Origin of the sequence: Phocaeicola fibrisolvens, from assembly GCF_025567125.1 — a bacterium.
Taxonomy (GTDB): Bacteria; Bacteroidota; Bacteroidia; order Bacteroidales; family Bacteroidaceae; genus Phocaeicola; species Phocaeicola fibrisolvens.
The window spans coordinates 23,767-40,615 of the sequence record NZ_JAOQJI010000027.1; the positions used below are offsets into that span (position 1 = coordinate 23,767).

Sequence of the window (16,849 nt, forward strand, 5' to 3'; positions counted from 1 at the left end):
GTTTAGTGTAATTTATAAGGGGTTAAAAGAGAACATGAAAAAGTTTTATAAAGCTTTTTCATGTTCTCTTTTTAGAGGAATTCAAAATGAAAATATTAGTCCATAGTGTGATTTCCTAATCCACTCACATCATCTTTGGAAAGAGTTTCCCATTGAGATGCATTATACGTAGAAGAAGGCGCTGTCACATTAGACTTTCTACGTAAAGTCACATCTTTAGCAAAATCAGCGCTACCGCCATTAAATGTTCCAATAATATCGATAAGGACTCCATTTTTGAATAAACCAACCGGGTCGTTTCCATTGAAATTGATTGCGTTGCAAACAGTAGCTTCTCCTGGGTAAATTGTAGCGTTACTATTTTTGTAAACTATGGTTGATTTTGCTGCAATGGTTCCAGATAGTTCGCTATAATTTGAATATCCTGTGCCATCTTTACTCCACGATGCTCCTCCATTTGTATTTAAATCAATTGCATAAGCAGACAAATCGATTACTTCGTTAGTCGGATTATAGATTTCAATGTATTTGTTGTTGCTTGACCCTTCTACATATTCAGAAATAAATAAGTCTGCATTTCCAGTTTCCGTCCCTGGTTCTGGATCCGGTTCTGGTGTAACTGTTCCGCCACCTTCTCCGTTGGCAATGACTTTCACATCATAAACTTCCCATGTAGCTGCAGCCGCAGTTGTACTTACATACTTGAAGGCAAACTTGATTTTTTTGCCAGTATAAGCAGATAAGTCTATATTTCCTGAAGAAACTTTATCCCAGTTGTTTCCAGCAGGGTAGTTTGGAATCGCTACTTGTTGCCAGTTCTCTGTAGATGTTTCGGTAACCCATAAGGTCTGTTGAGTTTTCATATCACCTGCATGGTTAATGATATGCATGAAACTCAGGGTGGCAGTAGTAGCGGTAGACAAATCTACTTCTGGAGAAATCAACCAGCTTTCTGATGCTTTGGCACCACTGATAAATGCACTGGCTTTCATATAGTAATAAGGAGTTCCTCCTGTGGTTGTTCCTGCGTCATGTTTCCAAACATAACTTCCTCCTTCCGGAAGTTGTTTATCTTCAATGGTAAAGTTTCCTTGGCTGGTAGCGAATGATTCATCTAATACTACGGTTTCTTTACCTGGTTGAACTTCACCATCAAAATCTACATTAATATCTCCACCTGGTTTTTCAGTCCAATCTTCAATGGTTGCTGTACCTACAGTTACTACTGGTTTGCCATTGTTGATGGACAAGTTGGCGTTGAAGGTAACGTTTTTGCCTTCTTCAAAGATTGAAGCATCAGTTAGGGTATAAGTGTATGATTTACCTGCGAGGTTGAATTTCAAAGTCACAGCAGTCTGATCGGTAGAGGCTGCGGTTGGGAGAATGATTGCAGTGGCGGTTGTACCTTCTGCATTCACATTCATGGCCACGTCTTTCTGGTTGGTGCCAGCGGTAGCAGTCAACGTTCCATTGCCTAAATTGAATTCTCCTTCTGTACTGATTCCGTTCATGTCGATAGTCAGTCCGTTCAAAGTCTCAATTGTGGCGTCTTTTGATACGTTGATGGTCATTTTCGACAATTTGTGAGTAAACGTCAGGCTGATGTTGGAAGATGTGGTTGCTGCTACTCCTTTAGTTCCGTTAGAGTAAATCAAGTCGATGGCGGCTGGTTTACTTTGGTCTGATACGTTGACTGCAATTTTGTTACCACTTACGCTTGTGGTATAAGGATAGTATGCAATGAAGTCTACACTTCCACTTTCCGGAAGGTAGATGCCATTGCCCGAAGCTGCTGTCAGTGTACCGTTGGTTTGTGCAATGTACTTCTTGTTTTGTGCAGTAGCTGCATCAATAGTACCTCCTGCGTTCATCATGTAGATACCTACTTCGTCGTTCGCATTCCAAGTGTTGCCGGATACTCTTGACTGAATGGCAGTAGTAAAGACGATACCTTCACTTCCGTACCATTCGCTGTTGTCATCGTTGTTTGTACAGCTCACTAGAGCTAGGGTTGATAATGCCCCCATGTACAGTAAATTCGAGATCTTCATAATTGTATATTTATAAGGAACATGATTAGATTATTTCCATGCAGTCTTTTGGCTTTTTATGCTTTCAGTGATTTCCGGTTTATCTGGGAAAAATGTAAAGCCAGTCATTTCTTCCAATTCTTTGACAGATACAAGTCCTATGTTAAAGTTTCTGTCGCTGTACGAAATGTTGTCTAACTTATAGCCTACAGTCTGATATTGTCCGTTTACTTTTCGTGCAAGTGCCTTGAAATAGTATTTAGGTATGGCTATTTTATTTCCGTCGCGGTCAGTAGTATATTGGATAGTCTGGTCGGTGGCGGTTGTAGGCATAGCTCCTGTTACGACATACAATGTATCTGTTGCGCTGCTCCATCCTCTGACTGCATCTTCCAGATCTGCCCAAATAGTCTGGTTCAGTTTTTTGCCTATTTGGGGAGTCATGTTGGTGTAGTAAAACGTTTGGCTGTTGATGGCGTTTGACCGCAGGCGGTCACCGCTTGGAAGTTGGTGTCCTCGGTCATAATCGTTGGCAGGATATGAACTTGACAGGTTGGCTTGTAGTGATTTAGATAATTGAGGGTCATAGTCCCATGCATCAGTACGTTTTCCGCTTCCATTTACGTACCAGTTGCACAGAGGATAAGCTACCCAGTAGGCTATCTTTAAATCGGTATCATAAAGCATGCTGTAATTTCGGATTTCAGTTCCATTGAATGTGTTGCTGGGGTAATACTCTCCAGTGTAATGAGTAATGTATTTTATATTTGATTTGGCCAGTTGAGACTCGGTAATCAATGGTGTTTCTGTCCATCTTGTATATTTTGCCTGAGGATCGGTTGTGATTTCTCCCCCTTTATAATTTATATTGACATTGCAAATATATTTGGCTCCTTGTTCGATGTTTCCCGTAACCGTTGTTTCAATATCTTTAGTCTGTCCGTTCAGTTCCAGCTGAATTTTTAATTTCCCGGTCAGGGGTTGCGGAAGTAGGATTGCTTCAGCCTGCGTACCGTTTTCGTTCATATAGAAAGAGATGGTAGCAGTTTCATTGGTGGCCGTAATGATACCGCTGGAAAGATTGGCTGTACCTTTCACTTTCAGCCCATTAATAGATGCTTTTATACCTTTTAATGAACTGCCGGTTGTAGATTTCAGGTTCAACACCATTTTGGCCAGCAAGTGTTTGAATTGAAGGTTTCCTTGTGGAGAAGTTTGGTTGCGTCCCGTCAGGTTTGTAGCCGTCATCAGGTCGATGGTATTTTGTGTAGTTTGGTTGCTCAAGTCTATAGGGTATGCTTTATAGTCGCTGACCTGTTCACTGTAAGGGTAATATGCAATGAAATCAACTGCACTTCCATCTTCCGGATAGTTCATGGAAGTGTTCAGTCCAGTAAAATAACCGTTCCCACTTTTCGTAATATATGGCACATTTCCACTCACCATATTCTGTCCTTCGTGTGAAAGCATGAAAAGCCCGATCACGTCGTTTGTTTCCCATGATCCGTCGTAGGCTCGTGAAGCATTGGAATCATCTATGATGGAAGTGAAAGTGATTCCATACTTGTTCACTTCGTTCTGGATGATACTTGTTTCGTCATTCTGACAAGCGGGCAGAATGCTTAGGGAAAGCATAATCCCTAGTAATGATTTCATTTTCATATTAAGAATAGTTTATTTTATGTTTTTAATCATTCGGAATAAGGTTTTGCTACTATTTTATTTGTTTGCCATGTGTTGTGTGGATATTTATTCCCAAATTTTGGGTTTAATTTAGACTTTTTTCTTGAAATAGGAAAATGTTTAATGAGGTTTTTTCAAAATGTTCATGTTTTATTGCTATTTAAATCAATTTTTTCATGTAGTTATGACACTATGATGAATATTGAGTAAAATGTGATATTTATAGTTGATAATTTTTCAAGATTTATCTGAGTGAAAAGAGGATGAGATGTCTTCTTTGAGGGATTGGTCATTCTTTATGTGAAAATAAATGTGAAAGATAATTTATGTCTTTTGTGGAATATAAAAAATCCCGTTTCTGTTTATAACAATCAACAGAAACGGGAGTATGAAAAAAGGAATTATCTCCTTTATGTAATTATTCTTTTTCTTTCAGGCTTTCATCAATGGCCTTAATCTTGTTCAATACAAGTTCCATGTCTTTCTTCAGGCGTTCAATTTTGCGTGTGATGTCAGCTACCAATGTGCTTCCTTTCTTTGAAGAAGAATTCAGGAAGCCAAGATTGTTTTCGTATGTCTGAATGTCGTTTTTCAATCCTTCATACGTGCGGACCAATCGTTCTCGGTCACGATAAAGGTTACTTTCTTTGTTTCCTCCAGTGCGTACACTGCTCAAACGTTTTTCTGTGGCCGACATGTGCAGACGGTCGAATAATTTATCCACAAGTCCGTGGAATTCTTTGTACAAGCGGTCCTTTTCCTTGAAAGGTACAAAGCCGATGGAATTCCATTCTTTCATCAAGGCACGTACTTGTTCCGCAGTTGCTTCGTCGGAGGTTCCAGATGCTTCCAATGCGGCCATACGCTTGATGACCTCTTCTTTTTTAGCCTGATTTTCCACTTCTTCTGTCCGTTGTGAAGATGTTGCTTTGTTTTTTTGTTCAAAGAAATAATCGCAAGCACCGATGAAACGTTTCCATACAGCATCAGAATGTTTCTTAGCTACCGGTCCAATCGTTTTCCATTCTTTCTGGAGTTTGGTCAGAATATCGGCAGTTTCCTTCCAGTTGGTACTGTCTTTTAAGGCTTCAGCCTTTTCGCAGAGAGCTTTCTTTTTTTCCAGATTAGCTGCCATGGTTTCCTTTACGGATTTAAAGAAGGCGGCTTTTCGGCGGAAAAATTCATCGCAAGCTGCACGGAAACGCTCGAATATCTTGACGTTCATTTTCTGAGGTGCATAACCGATGGTTTTCCATTTGGCTTGTAGGGCCAGGATTTCCTGGGTCTTTTCTTCCCAATCGGCAAAAGTGGTAAACGTATCGTATTCCATGCCTTCCACGATTTCGCAAATTACGGTCTTCTGGTCAAGATTATGCTGTTCTTTTTCCTTGAGTTCTTCAAAGTGCTGCTGATGACGTTTGTTGACTACTGTGGAAGCAGCTTTGAAGCGTGTCCAAATTGCTTCGCGCAAATCTTTGGCCACAGGGCCGATGGCACGGAACTCTTGGTGTAGCTTTTGCAGCTGGTGGAATGCTGAGATGACATCGGGTTCTTCAGCCAGTTTTTCTGCAGCTTCACACAAGCGTGTTTTTTGTTCTAGATTCTTTTTAAAGTCATATTCGCGGAACTCATTGTTCAACTTTACCATGTCGTAAAATTTTTCTGTGTAGAGTTGGTAAGTTTTCCACAATTCGTTGACTTTGGCTACAGGTATCTGTCCAACTTCGTTCCATTCCTGTTGGAGTTTCTTGAACTCATCATAAATCTTGTTGGTATCTTCCTGTGATTCTGTCAAGTATTTCATCCTTTCCAGGATACCCAGTTTCTTGGTCAGATTTTCTTCCTTTTCTTTCTCTTGTGCAGCTGCCAAGGCATTTCGTTTTTCTTTGATGGCATTCATGACAGTTTTGAATTCCTCTTCTGCAGGTTCTGCTTCCTGGATAAAGTCTTCTGCCTTTCCTCCCCCGTCGATGAAAGCTTTCCGTGCCGCTTCTGTTTTGGCTTTTTGTAGTTTGTAGAATGTTTGTTTAAGTGAATCGATTTCCTGTTTGTCTGTCAGGTCGTTTTTTTCGTTGATTTCCTTCAGGCGTTGCACCACTTCTTCCAATGTTTGTTTAGGTGTGTACATCTCCTTTTCAGTTTCTTCAACAGTAGGAACCGGAGTTTCAATAGTGTTTTCCATTGGAGCCTCGGTTAATGGGCGGTTGGTTTCATTTACTTCCATCGTATATAGATTTTAAAGAGTATAATTCTTTTATATTAATGTCTCTATTTTAGAAAAGACTCTTACAAATTAAAGAAATAAAATCTGATTTTCATACTTTTTCAGACAAAAACTGCAAAAAAAAGATGATTTTTTATGATTGACAAAGAAGAGAAAAGACGGTTTTCAGTGTTTTTTGATATCAGAAAAATGCTTTTGGATGCCAAGGGAAACGTTTTGCTATGTTGATGAAAACATAAAGGCGTTTGAAATAGAATATCTTCACATTTTTCTTCAAACGCCTTTGTACTTTTTCTTTAAAAGTCTAAGAAAGTAATACGGTGATTCCCATGTACATCAGCATACCGATGATGTCGTTGGTAATGGAGATAAACGGTCCGGTTGCAATGGCTGGATCAATTTTCAGTTTTTCTAAAGTCATGGGAACCAATGTGCCGAATATGGAGGCAAACATGACTACGGCAAACAGACTGATGGACACAGAATAGCTTACTGTGGCGGTGGCTCCGAAGCGGATGAAATTGTAGATGTATACCAGCATAGAGATGATGGTCGCATTGATAACGGCTACCACAGACTCTTTTAGTACTTGCTTGAAAGTGTTTTCTGCATTCAGTGAGCTGTTGGCCAGTCCTTGTACCACTAAAGCGGATGACTGTGTTCCCACATTTCCTCCTGTACCTCCGATAAGGGGAATGTAAAGTGCCATCTCCGGGTGAGCCGCAAAGGTGGTATCGAAATTTCCCAAAATCATGGAGTTGCCGATACCTCCGAGCATTCCGATTAGCAGCCAAGGCAGACGGGCAGTGGTTTGGCGGAATACGTTGTCATCAGTTTCTACATCCTGCGACAAACCGGATGCCAACTGATAGTCGCGTTCGGCTTGTTCACGCACTTCATCCATTACGTCGTCGACAGTGATACGCCCTACCAGACGGCCGATGCTGTCGACCACCGGTACAGCTACCAGGTCGTATTTTTCAATGGTCTGTACCACTTCCTCAATGGGAGTGTCCACATGGACGGATATCGGATCTTTTTTCATCACGTGCTTCACTTTTGATACCGAAGGACTGGTAATCATTTTTTTTAGAGGAAATACGCCGCGCAGACGTTCGTCGTCGTCTACAACATACACATAATAGATTTCGTCCATATCTTCGGCTTGCAGACGCATTTCTCGCAAGCATTCGGGCATACTCCAGTTTTCGTTTACAATCACCATTTCCGTACCCATCAAACCACCGGCAGTATCTTCGTCGTATTTCAGCAGGTCGACGATATCGCCTGCCTGTTCGATGTCTTCAATGTGTGAAAGCACTTCTTCCTGTTTATCTTCATCCATTTCTCGGATGATGTCGACGGCATCGTCCGAATCCATGTAGTCGACGAAGCGCTTGGCAATCGTTTCCGACGGGAGAATCTCGAGGAATTTCTTTCGCGCATCCTCGTCCATTTCAATCAGTACGTCGGCTGCAGTTTCGTTGTCCAGCAGCAGGTAGATGAAGCGGGCGTCTTCTGCGTCCAGTTCGTTGCACAGTTCGGCTATATCGGCCGGGTGAAGATCTTTAAGGACCTCCTTCAACTGATCAGAGTCTTTTTTCTCAATCAGTTCTGTGACTAGTTTTAGTTCTTCGGTGTTCATCCTTTTAGCTCCTGATGAGGGTTGTTATCGTAGTCTGTAATTTCTTGTATACCTTTACCCGGCGTTTTCTGTCGTGCCTTTCAATGCTTTCTCTACCCGGTTGGTCAGGTCGATGAATTCTTGAACGGATAGTTGTTCCGGGCGTTTGTTGAAAATGGGGTCGGCACTGAGCGGGTTTCCCTTGTCCAAAATAGACGAAATGGAATTGCGGAGTGTCTTGCGCCGCTGGTTGAACGTAGTTTTGACTATTTGTTTGAAGAGTGTTTCGTTACAACCTAGTTCCTTGGTCTCGTTACGTGTCATGCGGATGACGGCGCTCTTTACTTTTGGGGGTGGGTTGAACACATGTTCATGGACGGTAAACAGGTATTCTACGCTATACCAGGCTTGTATCAGTACGCTCAGAATGCCGTAGGTCTTGTTTCCCGGAGAAGCAGCAATACGCTCGGCCACTTCTTTTTGAATCATGCCGGTGCAGCAGGGAATCAGGTCCTTGTAGTCGAGCATCTTGAAGAAAATCTGGCTGGATATGTTGTAGGGATAGTTTCCGGTCAATACGAAAGGCTGGCCGTCGAAAAGTTGCTGGAGATCCATCTTCAGGAAATCCTGTTCAATGATGTGGTCTCCCAGTTGCGGAAAATTCTCTCTCAGATAAGCTACCGATTCAAAGTCAAGTTCCACGACTTTGAGCGGACGGTTTTTCTTTAGCAAATATTGGGTGAGAACTCCCATTCCGGGGCCTACTTCGAGGACGGGAAGTGCCGGACAGGCATCCACCGTGTCGGCGATGTCTTGTGCCACTTGCAGGTCTTTCAGGAAGTGTTGTCCTAAAAACTTTTTAGGTTTTACTAATTTCATGCCTCAGGTTTTAAATGTTCGTATTATCTTTGTATCTTGCAAAGTTAAACATAAATCTTTATATACCGATTGATTTTGGAACGAACAGGTTTAAAAAAAATAATAAATAGAGCCTGCCAAATCGCGCTTCCACTGGTGTTGGGAGCTGCCATTCTGTGGTGGACTTACCATGATTTCGATTTCCGACGGGTGTGGAGTGTGCTCGACGGAGGAATGAATTACGGCTGGATGGCCTTTTCACTGGTCTTTGGCGTGTTTGGACATCTGTTTCGTGGATGGCGCTGGAATCTGACATTGGCCCCCTTGGGAGAATACCCTAAATTGTCGAACAGCGTGTACGCGGTGTTTATTTCCTATGCGGCCAATCTGGTGGTGCCTCGTGTGGGAGAGGTCTCCCGCTGTGGTATTTTGGCCAAGTACGACGGGGTTTCTTTTTCCAAGTCCTTGGGTACGGTGGTAACCGAACGGCTCATCGACAGTATTTGTGTGATACTGATCACGGTGGTAACCTTGTTGCTTCAGTCGCGTATTTTTGCGGCTTTCTTTGAGAAAACGGGTACGAATATGGGATTCTTTACGGGGCTTTTCACTTCTACTAATTTTTACATCACCCTGACCTGCCTGTTTGCCGCAGGAGTGCTGGCTTTCTTCCTGATACGTAAACTGGCTATTTTCACGAAAGTACGGAGCATCTTGAACGATGTGTGGGCCGGATGCCTCTCCCTCCGTCATGTGAAAAAGCCATGGCTCTTTACCTTATATACTATAGGTATATGGGCTTGCTACTTCTTGCAGTTTTATGTCAGTTTCTATTGTTTCGACTTTTCTGCTTCGCTGGGCTGGATGCCGGGGCTGGTGATGTTCGTAGTAGGAAGTATTGCGGTGGCTGTGCCCACTCCCAATGGGGCCGGTCCGTGGCATTTTGCGGTTATCACCATGATGATGATGTACGGAGTAGATAAGGATGATGCAGGAATATTTGCCCTGTTGGTGCACGGTATTCAAACCTTTTTATTAATTTTGCTAGGTATTTATGGCCTTGTGGCTTTGCCGCTGGTAAATAAGAAACAAGCCGGGAAGTGATTTGCTTTTCGGATAAAATCAGATAATAATATGAACGAAATTCTTTCTTTGGCTCCGCAGAATGTGTGGAAGCATTTCTATTCGTTGACTCAAATTCCTCGTCCGTCGGGACATTTGGAAAAAATTCAGGCCTTCTTGCTGGATTTCGGTAAGCAGGTGGGTGTGGAATCATTTCAGGATGAAGCCGGAAATATCATTTATCGCAAGCCGGCTGCTCCGGGTATGGAAGACCGGAAGGCGGTTATCTTGCAAGCTCACATGGACATGGTTCCTCAGAAAGACAAACATTCGCAGCATGATTTTGAGAAAGATCCTATTCCGGTCTATGTGGACGGTGAATGGGTGAAGGCCAAAGGTACGACTTTGGGCTCAGATAACGGCATGGGAGTGGCAGCCATCATGGCAGTTATGGAAGACAAGTCGTTGAAACATGGTCCGCTGATGGCCTTGATTACAGCCGATGAGGAAACAGGAATGTATGGTGCTTTCGGTTTGAAGCAGGGCACTGTAGAAGGAGATATCCTTTTGAACCTGGATTCGGAAGAAGAAGGTGAACTTTATATAGGTTGCGCAGGTGGGGAAGACCTGACTGCTACATTGGAATACAAGGAAGAAGAAACCGATCCGGAAGACGTGGCACTGAAAGTGACCTTGAAAGGCTTGCGGGGTGGCCATTCCGGTATTCAGATTGGCTGGGGACATGCCAATGCCAACAAGCTGATGGCACGTTTCATGAACCAGGTGATTGCCTACGATGAGGCTTGTCTGGTATCATGGGAAGGTGGAAACATGCGCAATGCCATTCCGCGTGATTGTGAAGTCGTGATAACCATACCGGCTTCGGAAGTAGACGATGTGCTGGCATTCGTGGGTGAATGTGAGCAGGTATGGCGCGATGAATTTGCCACCATCGAAGACAACCTGAGCTTTACGGCTGAACGGGTGGACTTGCCGAAGATGATGGTACCTGATGAAATTCGTGATAACTTGGTGGATGCCATTTATGCGTGCCCGGATGGGGTAGAACGGTTTATTCCGACGATTCCAGATACGGTAGAGACTTCTTCCAACCTGGCTATTGTGGAAATCGGCAAAGGAAAAGCTACGATTAAAGTGCTGACACGTAGTTCGCGCGAATCCATGAAGGATTACCGTAATACAGCCATTGAAAGCTGCTTCTCTATGGCAGGAATGCATGTAGAGCGCTCTGGTAGCTATTCTGGTTGGGAACCGGATGTGAACTCTCCGATTCTGCATGCCATGAAGGATGCCTACAAGGAACAGTTTGGAGAAGCACCGGAAGTGAAGGTAATTCATGCCGGACTGGAATGTGGTATCATTGGTGCCATTGTGCCGGGATTGGATATGATTTCATTTGGTCCGACGTTGCAATGTCCGCATACTCCAGAAGAACGTTGCCACGTGCCGTCGGTGAAGAAATTCTATGATTTCTTGATTGCCACACTGGAAAATACACCGAAGAAATAACTTTTAGATTTAAAAAATATCGATGTGGAGAGAATCAGGTTCGTAGAGAACTTGGTTCTCTTTTTTTATGCCCTCAGGTAACCTCGTTTGCTTCTTTTAATTAAAAACTATGCAGTAATTTAAGAAATCTACTTTATCTTTATAAGAAACAACCGAAGTGAAATTTTAATTTGAAGGATATGAACAGACTATTCTTACTGTGTGCCATCGTATGGCTGACTTTTATTTTCCCACTGGCTGGAGTGGCCCAAAGTTATGAACGCTTGTGGAAGAATGTAGAAGAGAGTCGGAAAAAGGATTTGCCGCAGACACTGATTGCGCAGGTGAATCAGATTTATGAAAAGGCCAGGAAGGAGAAAAATACTCCGCAGATGCTGAAGGCGTATTTTTCACGGGTGGAATGTCAGGTAGAACTTACGCCGGACAGTTTGCAGAAGGAACTTCAGTATATGGAAGATTGGGCCATGAAGGAGAGCGACCCTTTGCAGAAAGCCGTACTGATGTTCCTTACGGGATATTATAAACTGGAGCTTTATCCTGAGAAGATGGATAGCGTGCTGTATTATTTCAATCAGGCAGTAAAAGAAAAAGAGGCCTTGTCGTCTGTATCGGCTGTAGATTTTCGTCCGATGACGGAGATTGGAAAATGGAGCCAGCGTTATTTCGGTGACAATATGTACGACCTGTTGTTGCGGCAGGTCATTTATCGCTTGAAGATGAACGGGCAGGACAGCAAGGAGGTGCAATGTGCCGTGTATGAAGATTATGAAAAGTTGCTGGCACAATACAAGGCTGTACACAATCGTGAAGCCGAGTTGCTGACCCGTTTGGATCGGTTGAGCTGCTGGCAACGCAGGGGATGGCGATATCCGCAACCGGTGTCGGACACCCAGGCGGTGGATTTGTGGAAGTCGTGGGCGGAAACCTATGTTGGATTGGATGCCTGTGCGGCGGTATATATCTGCTGGGCAGATTTCTATCACCGGAAGCAGGATTTTGTGTCTGAAATGAAGGTGATTGAAGAGGGATTGAAGCGTTATCCCGATTCGGAGTTTGCAGCCGACCTGGAAGACAAGCAGCGTATTGTGTGCATGCCTTCGCTTTCGGTACAGGTGACTCGGCCTTATCCGCAGGTGGAAACGGAACTTCGTGTCACTAGCAAGAACCTGGCAGGGGCCACGCTGGAATGGTATAAATTGAATCTCAAGGCTTCTTCTTCTGTGTTTGCCAATAGTGTGGACCATGCAGCGTTAATTAAGAAATATGGCACACTGGTGGATAAGGTGCGGTTGGACTTGCCGGAGACGCCTGATTATAAGGACTCGGTATCTATTTTGACTTGTCGGATACCGGAAGCTGGAATTTATGTGTTGAAGTCCATTCCCGATGGTTATAAGGATAAGACAGGATACGATGTGGTGCATTTGTCTTCGCTTCAGGTAGTTTCTTTCCCGATAGAAGGAAAGCAGACCGAATGTCACGTGGTAGACCGGAAAACGGGGTTGCCGGTGGCAGGAGCCGAACTGGTGTTCTATTCAATTCCGGTGCCGGGTAATTATACGGTATACAAGACGTATCATACAGACAAGCAAGGGAAGGTAGTGGTTCCGGATATGAATACACAGTTGTGGATGCATGCACGGACTGCGAAAGATGATTTTATGGAGGTATCCTATTGGTCCAGAAGAATCTTGTCTACCGTAAGCAGCACGCAGAAGGCTATCGACCGGATGGATTTGTTTACAGACCGTGCACTCTATCGTAAAGGACAGACGGTGTACGTATCGGGAGTGGCCTATACGCAGAATGGGGATGAGGTGCAGGTACGTAAGGAGGCAACTGTGTGGCTGGCTTTGCGGGATGCCCACAATCAGGAAATCGCCCGAAAGGAGTTGACGACCGACGATTTTGGCGCATTCTCCACAGAGTTCCAGTTGCCGACGGAAACATTGGCCGGAACGTTCCGCATTGAATCGGACAAGACTTCTTGTGCTATTCGGGTGGAAGAGTACAAACATCCGACGTTTGAGGTGACTTGGAAGGAGGTGCAGGAGGCCTATACCATGGGAGACTCTCTGACGTTGGAGGGAATGGCGAAGAAGTTCTCGGGTGCGCCGGTACAGGGCGGTAAGATACGTTATACTTTGACTCGCTCGAAAGCTTGGTTCTGGCGTATGGATGCGGAAGAGAAGCTGTTGGCGGAAGGGGAACTGATGACGCAGGCAGACGGAACCTTTGCGGTGAAAGTCTGCTTGGAGCGCCCGGATACGGAGGTTTCCTTGGGATGGGACGGATTTTACCATTACCGGATAGAAGCGGAGGTGACGGATGTGGCAGGAGAAACCCAGCAAGGGGTACTGGTACTTCCGGTGGGTGAACATGCTGTTGGATTACAGATAAAGGGATTGGCTGGAAAAGTGGCTCGTGAGAAGCTGGAGAAGATTCAGGTGCAAGCCTTGAATCTGCAACGTCAGCCGGTGGCCTTGGAGGTGGCTTGTCATCTTTACCTCTTGGAGGAGACTGGAAAGAAGGGGCAGACGGTATGGTCGGATACGGTGAAGTCGGGCCAGCCTTTCTTGCCGGAGGCGTGGAAACAGCTGGCTTCCGGGAAATACGTGCTGGAAGTATCTGCCCGTGATGCGCATGGACGTCTTTGTCGCGCGGAACAGGAATTGGTACTCTTCTCTTTGAGTGACAGCGTTCCTCCGATAAAGACTGTGGAATGGTTCTATCAAGACGGTACGGAACTGCAGGCCGACCGGCCGGTGACTTTGTACGTGGGCAGCAGTGAGAAGAATGTACATCTGTTTTATCATGTATATAGCGGAAATCGGATGCTGGTGTCCGAGGCCCAGGTGTTGAACGAGGAAATTCGCCCGTTCTCCTATACCTGGAGGCCGGAGTATGGCGATGGAATCACCGTCAGCTTCGGATTTATGAAGGAGGGCATCTGGTATTCCAAACAGGTGGTTCTGAAGCGTCCGGTTCCCGAGAAGAAACTGACATTGAAATGGGAGACTTTCCGCGACCGTCTGCGTCCGGGTACGGAGGAAACTTGGACGATGCGGATTCTGGATGCCTCCGGTAAGCCGGCAGATGCCCGTCTGTTGGCTACTTTGTACGATGCTTCTCTCGACCGTTTGTGGGAGAATCCATGGAACTTCCATTTGACTTTCAGGCGTTATACACCCTCGGTGATGCCATTCATCCAGCAGATGAACAGTGTGGCAATGGCTTACTCTCCCTTCTATACCTATTCACTGTCTTCCGTCTATGTACCGGATAACTGGCAGTTGTACAGTCGCTTGTGGATTCCTTCTTTGCAGCTGTATAGAAGTCTGACACGTAATGTGCAGATGATTCGAGGTGCGGGAGTCATGATGAAGGCAGCTGCAGCGGTACCGAATGTGATGATGAAAGAAGATGTGGCTTTGGCGGAAGAGGGATTTTCTCAAAATGATGGTGTAGAGAGAGTGGAACTTCAGTTTGCGAATTTTGAATTGGAAGCAGAGCCGGATTTGACTTTACGGGAAAATTTCGCGGAAACCGCTTTCTTCTATCCCGATTTGCGGACCGATTCGACCGGTACCGTACGGTTGGTCTTTACCGTACCGGATGCGTTGACTCAGTGGAAGTTCCAGGGATTTGCCCATACGCGGGACATGGATTATGGACTCATGCAGACCGAAACCCGTACCGAAAAACCGTTTATGGTTCAGCCGAACCTGCCTCGCTTCCTTCGTCGGGGGGATGAGGCTTCACTGGCAGCTTCGTTGATAAATTTATCTACCGAGGAGGTAAAAGGAAAGGCCCGGTTGGAGCTGGTGAATCCGGTGGATGGAAGCGTGGTTTACCAGTCGGCTCAGGATTTTTTAGTAAAGGCCGGAGAAACGGGCAGTGTACGTTTTGCTTTCCCAGTGAAAACGGATTGTGAGGTCTTGATTTGTCGGATGCAGGCCGAAGCGGGTGAGTTCAGTGACGGTGAACAGCACTACCTGCCTGTTCTGACCGATAAGCAATGGATGACTGAGACGCAGTCGTTGCAGGTGGAAGCCGGACAGTCTCAGCAGGTGGACCTGAAGGACAGGTTTAATGGGCAGAGCAAGACGGCCGAAAACCGCAGATTGACCATTGAATTAACTTCCAATCCGATCTGGTATGCCGTGCAGGCACTTCCGGTAGTTAGCAATCCGCAGCAGGACGATGCGTTTTCTTGGGCTACGGCTTATTATGCTCAGGCGCTGGCACAGAAGATTGTGGAATTGAATCCTCAGATTCAGACGGTGTTTGACAGCTGGCGGAAGCAGGGCATGAAGAAAGAGATTTTTTGGAGTGAGCTGGAACAGAATCCGGATTTGAAGAATCTGTTGCTGGCAGAAACTCCTTGGCTGGCGGAAGCGGCCAGTGAGCAGGAACAACGGCAACGGATTGGGTTGCTGTTCGAATTGAATACGATGAAATATCGTATGGATCAGGCCGTAACAAAGCTGAAGGCCTTGCAAAAGTCGGATGGAGGCTGGAGCTGGTTCGGCGGCATGCAGGGAAGCCGGATGGTCACCACGCAGGTGACGGAACTGCTGGCTCGTCTGAAATTCATGCAAGTGATGAGCGAGGTACGTGTGTCGGATATGTACTTGAAAGCCTTAAATTACTTGGAGGCAGCGTTCTGTGAGGAATACCGGCAGCTCAAGGAGAATGAATCGAAAAAGAATGGAGTTCAATTGCCCAGTGAACTGGCCGTGAGATACTTGTATATTGTTTCGCTGGATAAAGCGGCAGCTGGCCGGGTACAGCAGGCCGCCAAGGAATATATGGTGGCAAAACTGGAAAACCGTTCCAATGAATACTCTATCTATGAGAAGGCTTTGATTGCCCGGATTCTGCAGGCGCAAGGAAAGAAGTCGCAGGCGGAAGTTTTGGTACATTCCATCAAGGAATATACTGTAGCAACTCCAGAAATGGGACGTTATTTCGATACACCGAAAGCTTTGTATGCCTGGAACGGGTATCGGATTCCGACACAGGTGGCCGCCATGGAGGCCATTCAGCTGGTGGAAAAGGATGAAACGATGCTGAACGAGATGAAGCACTGGCTGTTGAAGCAGAAGCAGGTACAATGCTGGAGTACCCCGTTAGCTACGGCAGATGCCCTCTATGCGTTGTTGTCCGATGGAACCGCCTTGCAAGAAACAGGGAAGATGGAGGCAAAGGCGACAGGTATCCAGCTGGAGACGCCGGACGACGGACTGGGATATATCCGTCAGACTTGGACAGGGAAAGCTACAGAGGTAAAGAATCTGACAGTAAGTCATGCGGGAAAAGGAGCCGGATGGGGGGCCGTTTATACCCAATACCTGGAAGATATGGACCGGATTCAGCAGTTTGAAGGAGACGGCTTGAAGGTGTCACGTGAATATATATATAAAGGTGAGACCTTGAGCCGGAAGTCTCTCTTGCATGTGGGTGACCGGTTGACCGTCCGATTGACTTTCCGTACCGACCGGGATATGGATTTTGTCAGCCTGAAAGATGAACGGGCTGCCTGCATGGAACCTGTGCAACAATTGTCCGGCTATGTGTGGAAAGATGGGCTGGGATATTATCAGGCTCCGGAAGATGCAGCTACCTCATTCTTTATCGACCACTTGCGGAAAGGCAGTTACGTGATAGAATACGAGGTCTACGTAGATCGTGCAGGAACCTATCAGGCCGGAACGGCCACCATACAGTCGGTATATGCGCCGGAGTTTGGAAGCCATACGGAAGGGCGTAGCCTTCAAGTGGAATAAGCAAATCCGGGTGGGTAAGTCCTGCCCGGTTTTTTATGCAGAAAGCAGG

At 45.5% G+C, this 16,849-nt stretch carries 8 protein-coding genes; 3 read left to right on the forward strand and 5 right to left on the reverse strand.

The window, feature by feature from the left end; translation table 11 throughout:
- Window positions 1-95 precede the first annotated feature (95 nt).
- The 5 genes from OCV81_RS11450 to rsmA all read right to left on the reverse strand — a co-directional run bounded on the left by OCV81_RS11450 (window position 96) and on the right by rsmA (window position 8,440).
- The gene (locus tag OCV81_RS11450; RefSeq protein WP_148330119.1) at window positions 96-2,051 is read right to left on the reverse strand and encodes a fimbrillin family protein; all 1,956 of its coding nucleotides are present in this window, start codon (window positions 2,049-2,051) and stop codon (window positions 96-98) included.
- A gap of 30 nt (window positions 2,052-2,081) precedes the next feature.
- Window positions 2,082-3,692, reverse strand: a complete 1,611-nt coding sequence (locus OCV81_RS11455; RefSeq protein ID WP_148330120.1) for a fimbrillin family protein — start codon at window positions 3,690-3,692, stop codon at window positions 2,082-2,084.
- 439 nt (window positions 3,693-4,131) lie between these two features.
- On the reverse strand, window positions 4,132-5,937 hold the full coding sequence (locus OCV81_RS11460) for a DUF349 domain-containing protein (protein WP_148330121.1): 1,806 nt from the start codon (window positions 5,935-5,937) through the stop codon (window positions 4,132-4,134).
- A 304-nt stretch (window positions 5,938-6,241) separates the two neighbouring features.
- Window positions 6,242-7,582: a magnesium transporter gene (mgtE, locus tag OCV81_RS11465; RefSeq protein ID WP_022354769.1), complete on the reverse strand. Its 1,341-nt coding sequence runs from the start codon at window positions 7,580-7,582 to the stop codon at window positions 6,242-6,244.
- A gap of 54 nt (window positions 7,583-7,636) precedes the next feature.
- On the reverse strand, window positions 7,637-8,440 hold the full coding sequence (gene rsmA / locus OCV81_RS11470) for a 16S rRNA (adenine(1518)-N(6)/adenine(1519)-N(6))-dimethyltransferase RsmA (protein ID WP_022354770.1): 804 nt from the start codon (window positions 8,438-8,440) through the stop codon (window positions 7,637-7,639).
- A gap of 75 nt (window positions 8,441-8,515) precedes the next feature.
- Between rsmA and OCV81_RS11475 the strand changes: the two genes are divergently transcribed.
- The 3 genes from OCV81_RS11475 to OCV81_RS17925 all read left to right on the forward strand — a co-directional run bounded on the left by OCV81_RS11475 (window position 8,516) and on the right by OCV81_RS17925 (window position 16,800).
- Window positions 8,516-9,523 carry a lysylphosphatidylglycerol synthase transmembrane domain-containing protein gene (locus OCV81_RS11475; protein ID WP_148330122.1) on the forward strand — a complete coding sequence of 336 codons (1,008 nt, stop codon included), beginning with the start codon at window positions 8,516-8,518 and terminating at the stop codon, window positions 9,521-9,523.
- 30 nt (window positions 9,524-9,553) lie between these two features.
- Entirely contained in the window at window positions 9,554-11,011 is a 1,458-nt protein-coding gene (locus OCV81_RS11480; protein WP_022354772.1) for an aminoacyl-histidine dipeptidase, read from the forward strand.
- 179 nt (window positions 11,012-11,190) lie between these two features.
- Entirely contained in the window at window positions 11,191-16,800 is a 5,610-nt protein-coding gene (locus OCV81_RS17925) for an alpha-2-macroglobulin family protein (protein WP_148330123.1), read from the forward strand.
- Window positions 16,801-16,849 lie beyond the last annotated feature (49 nt).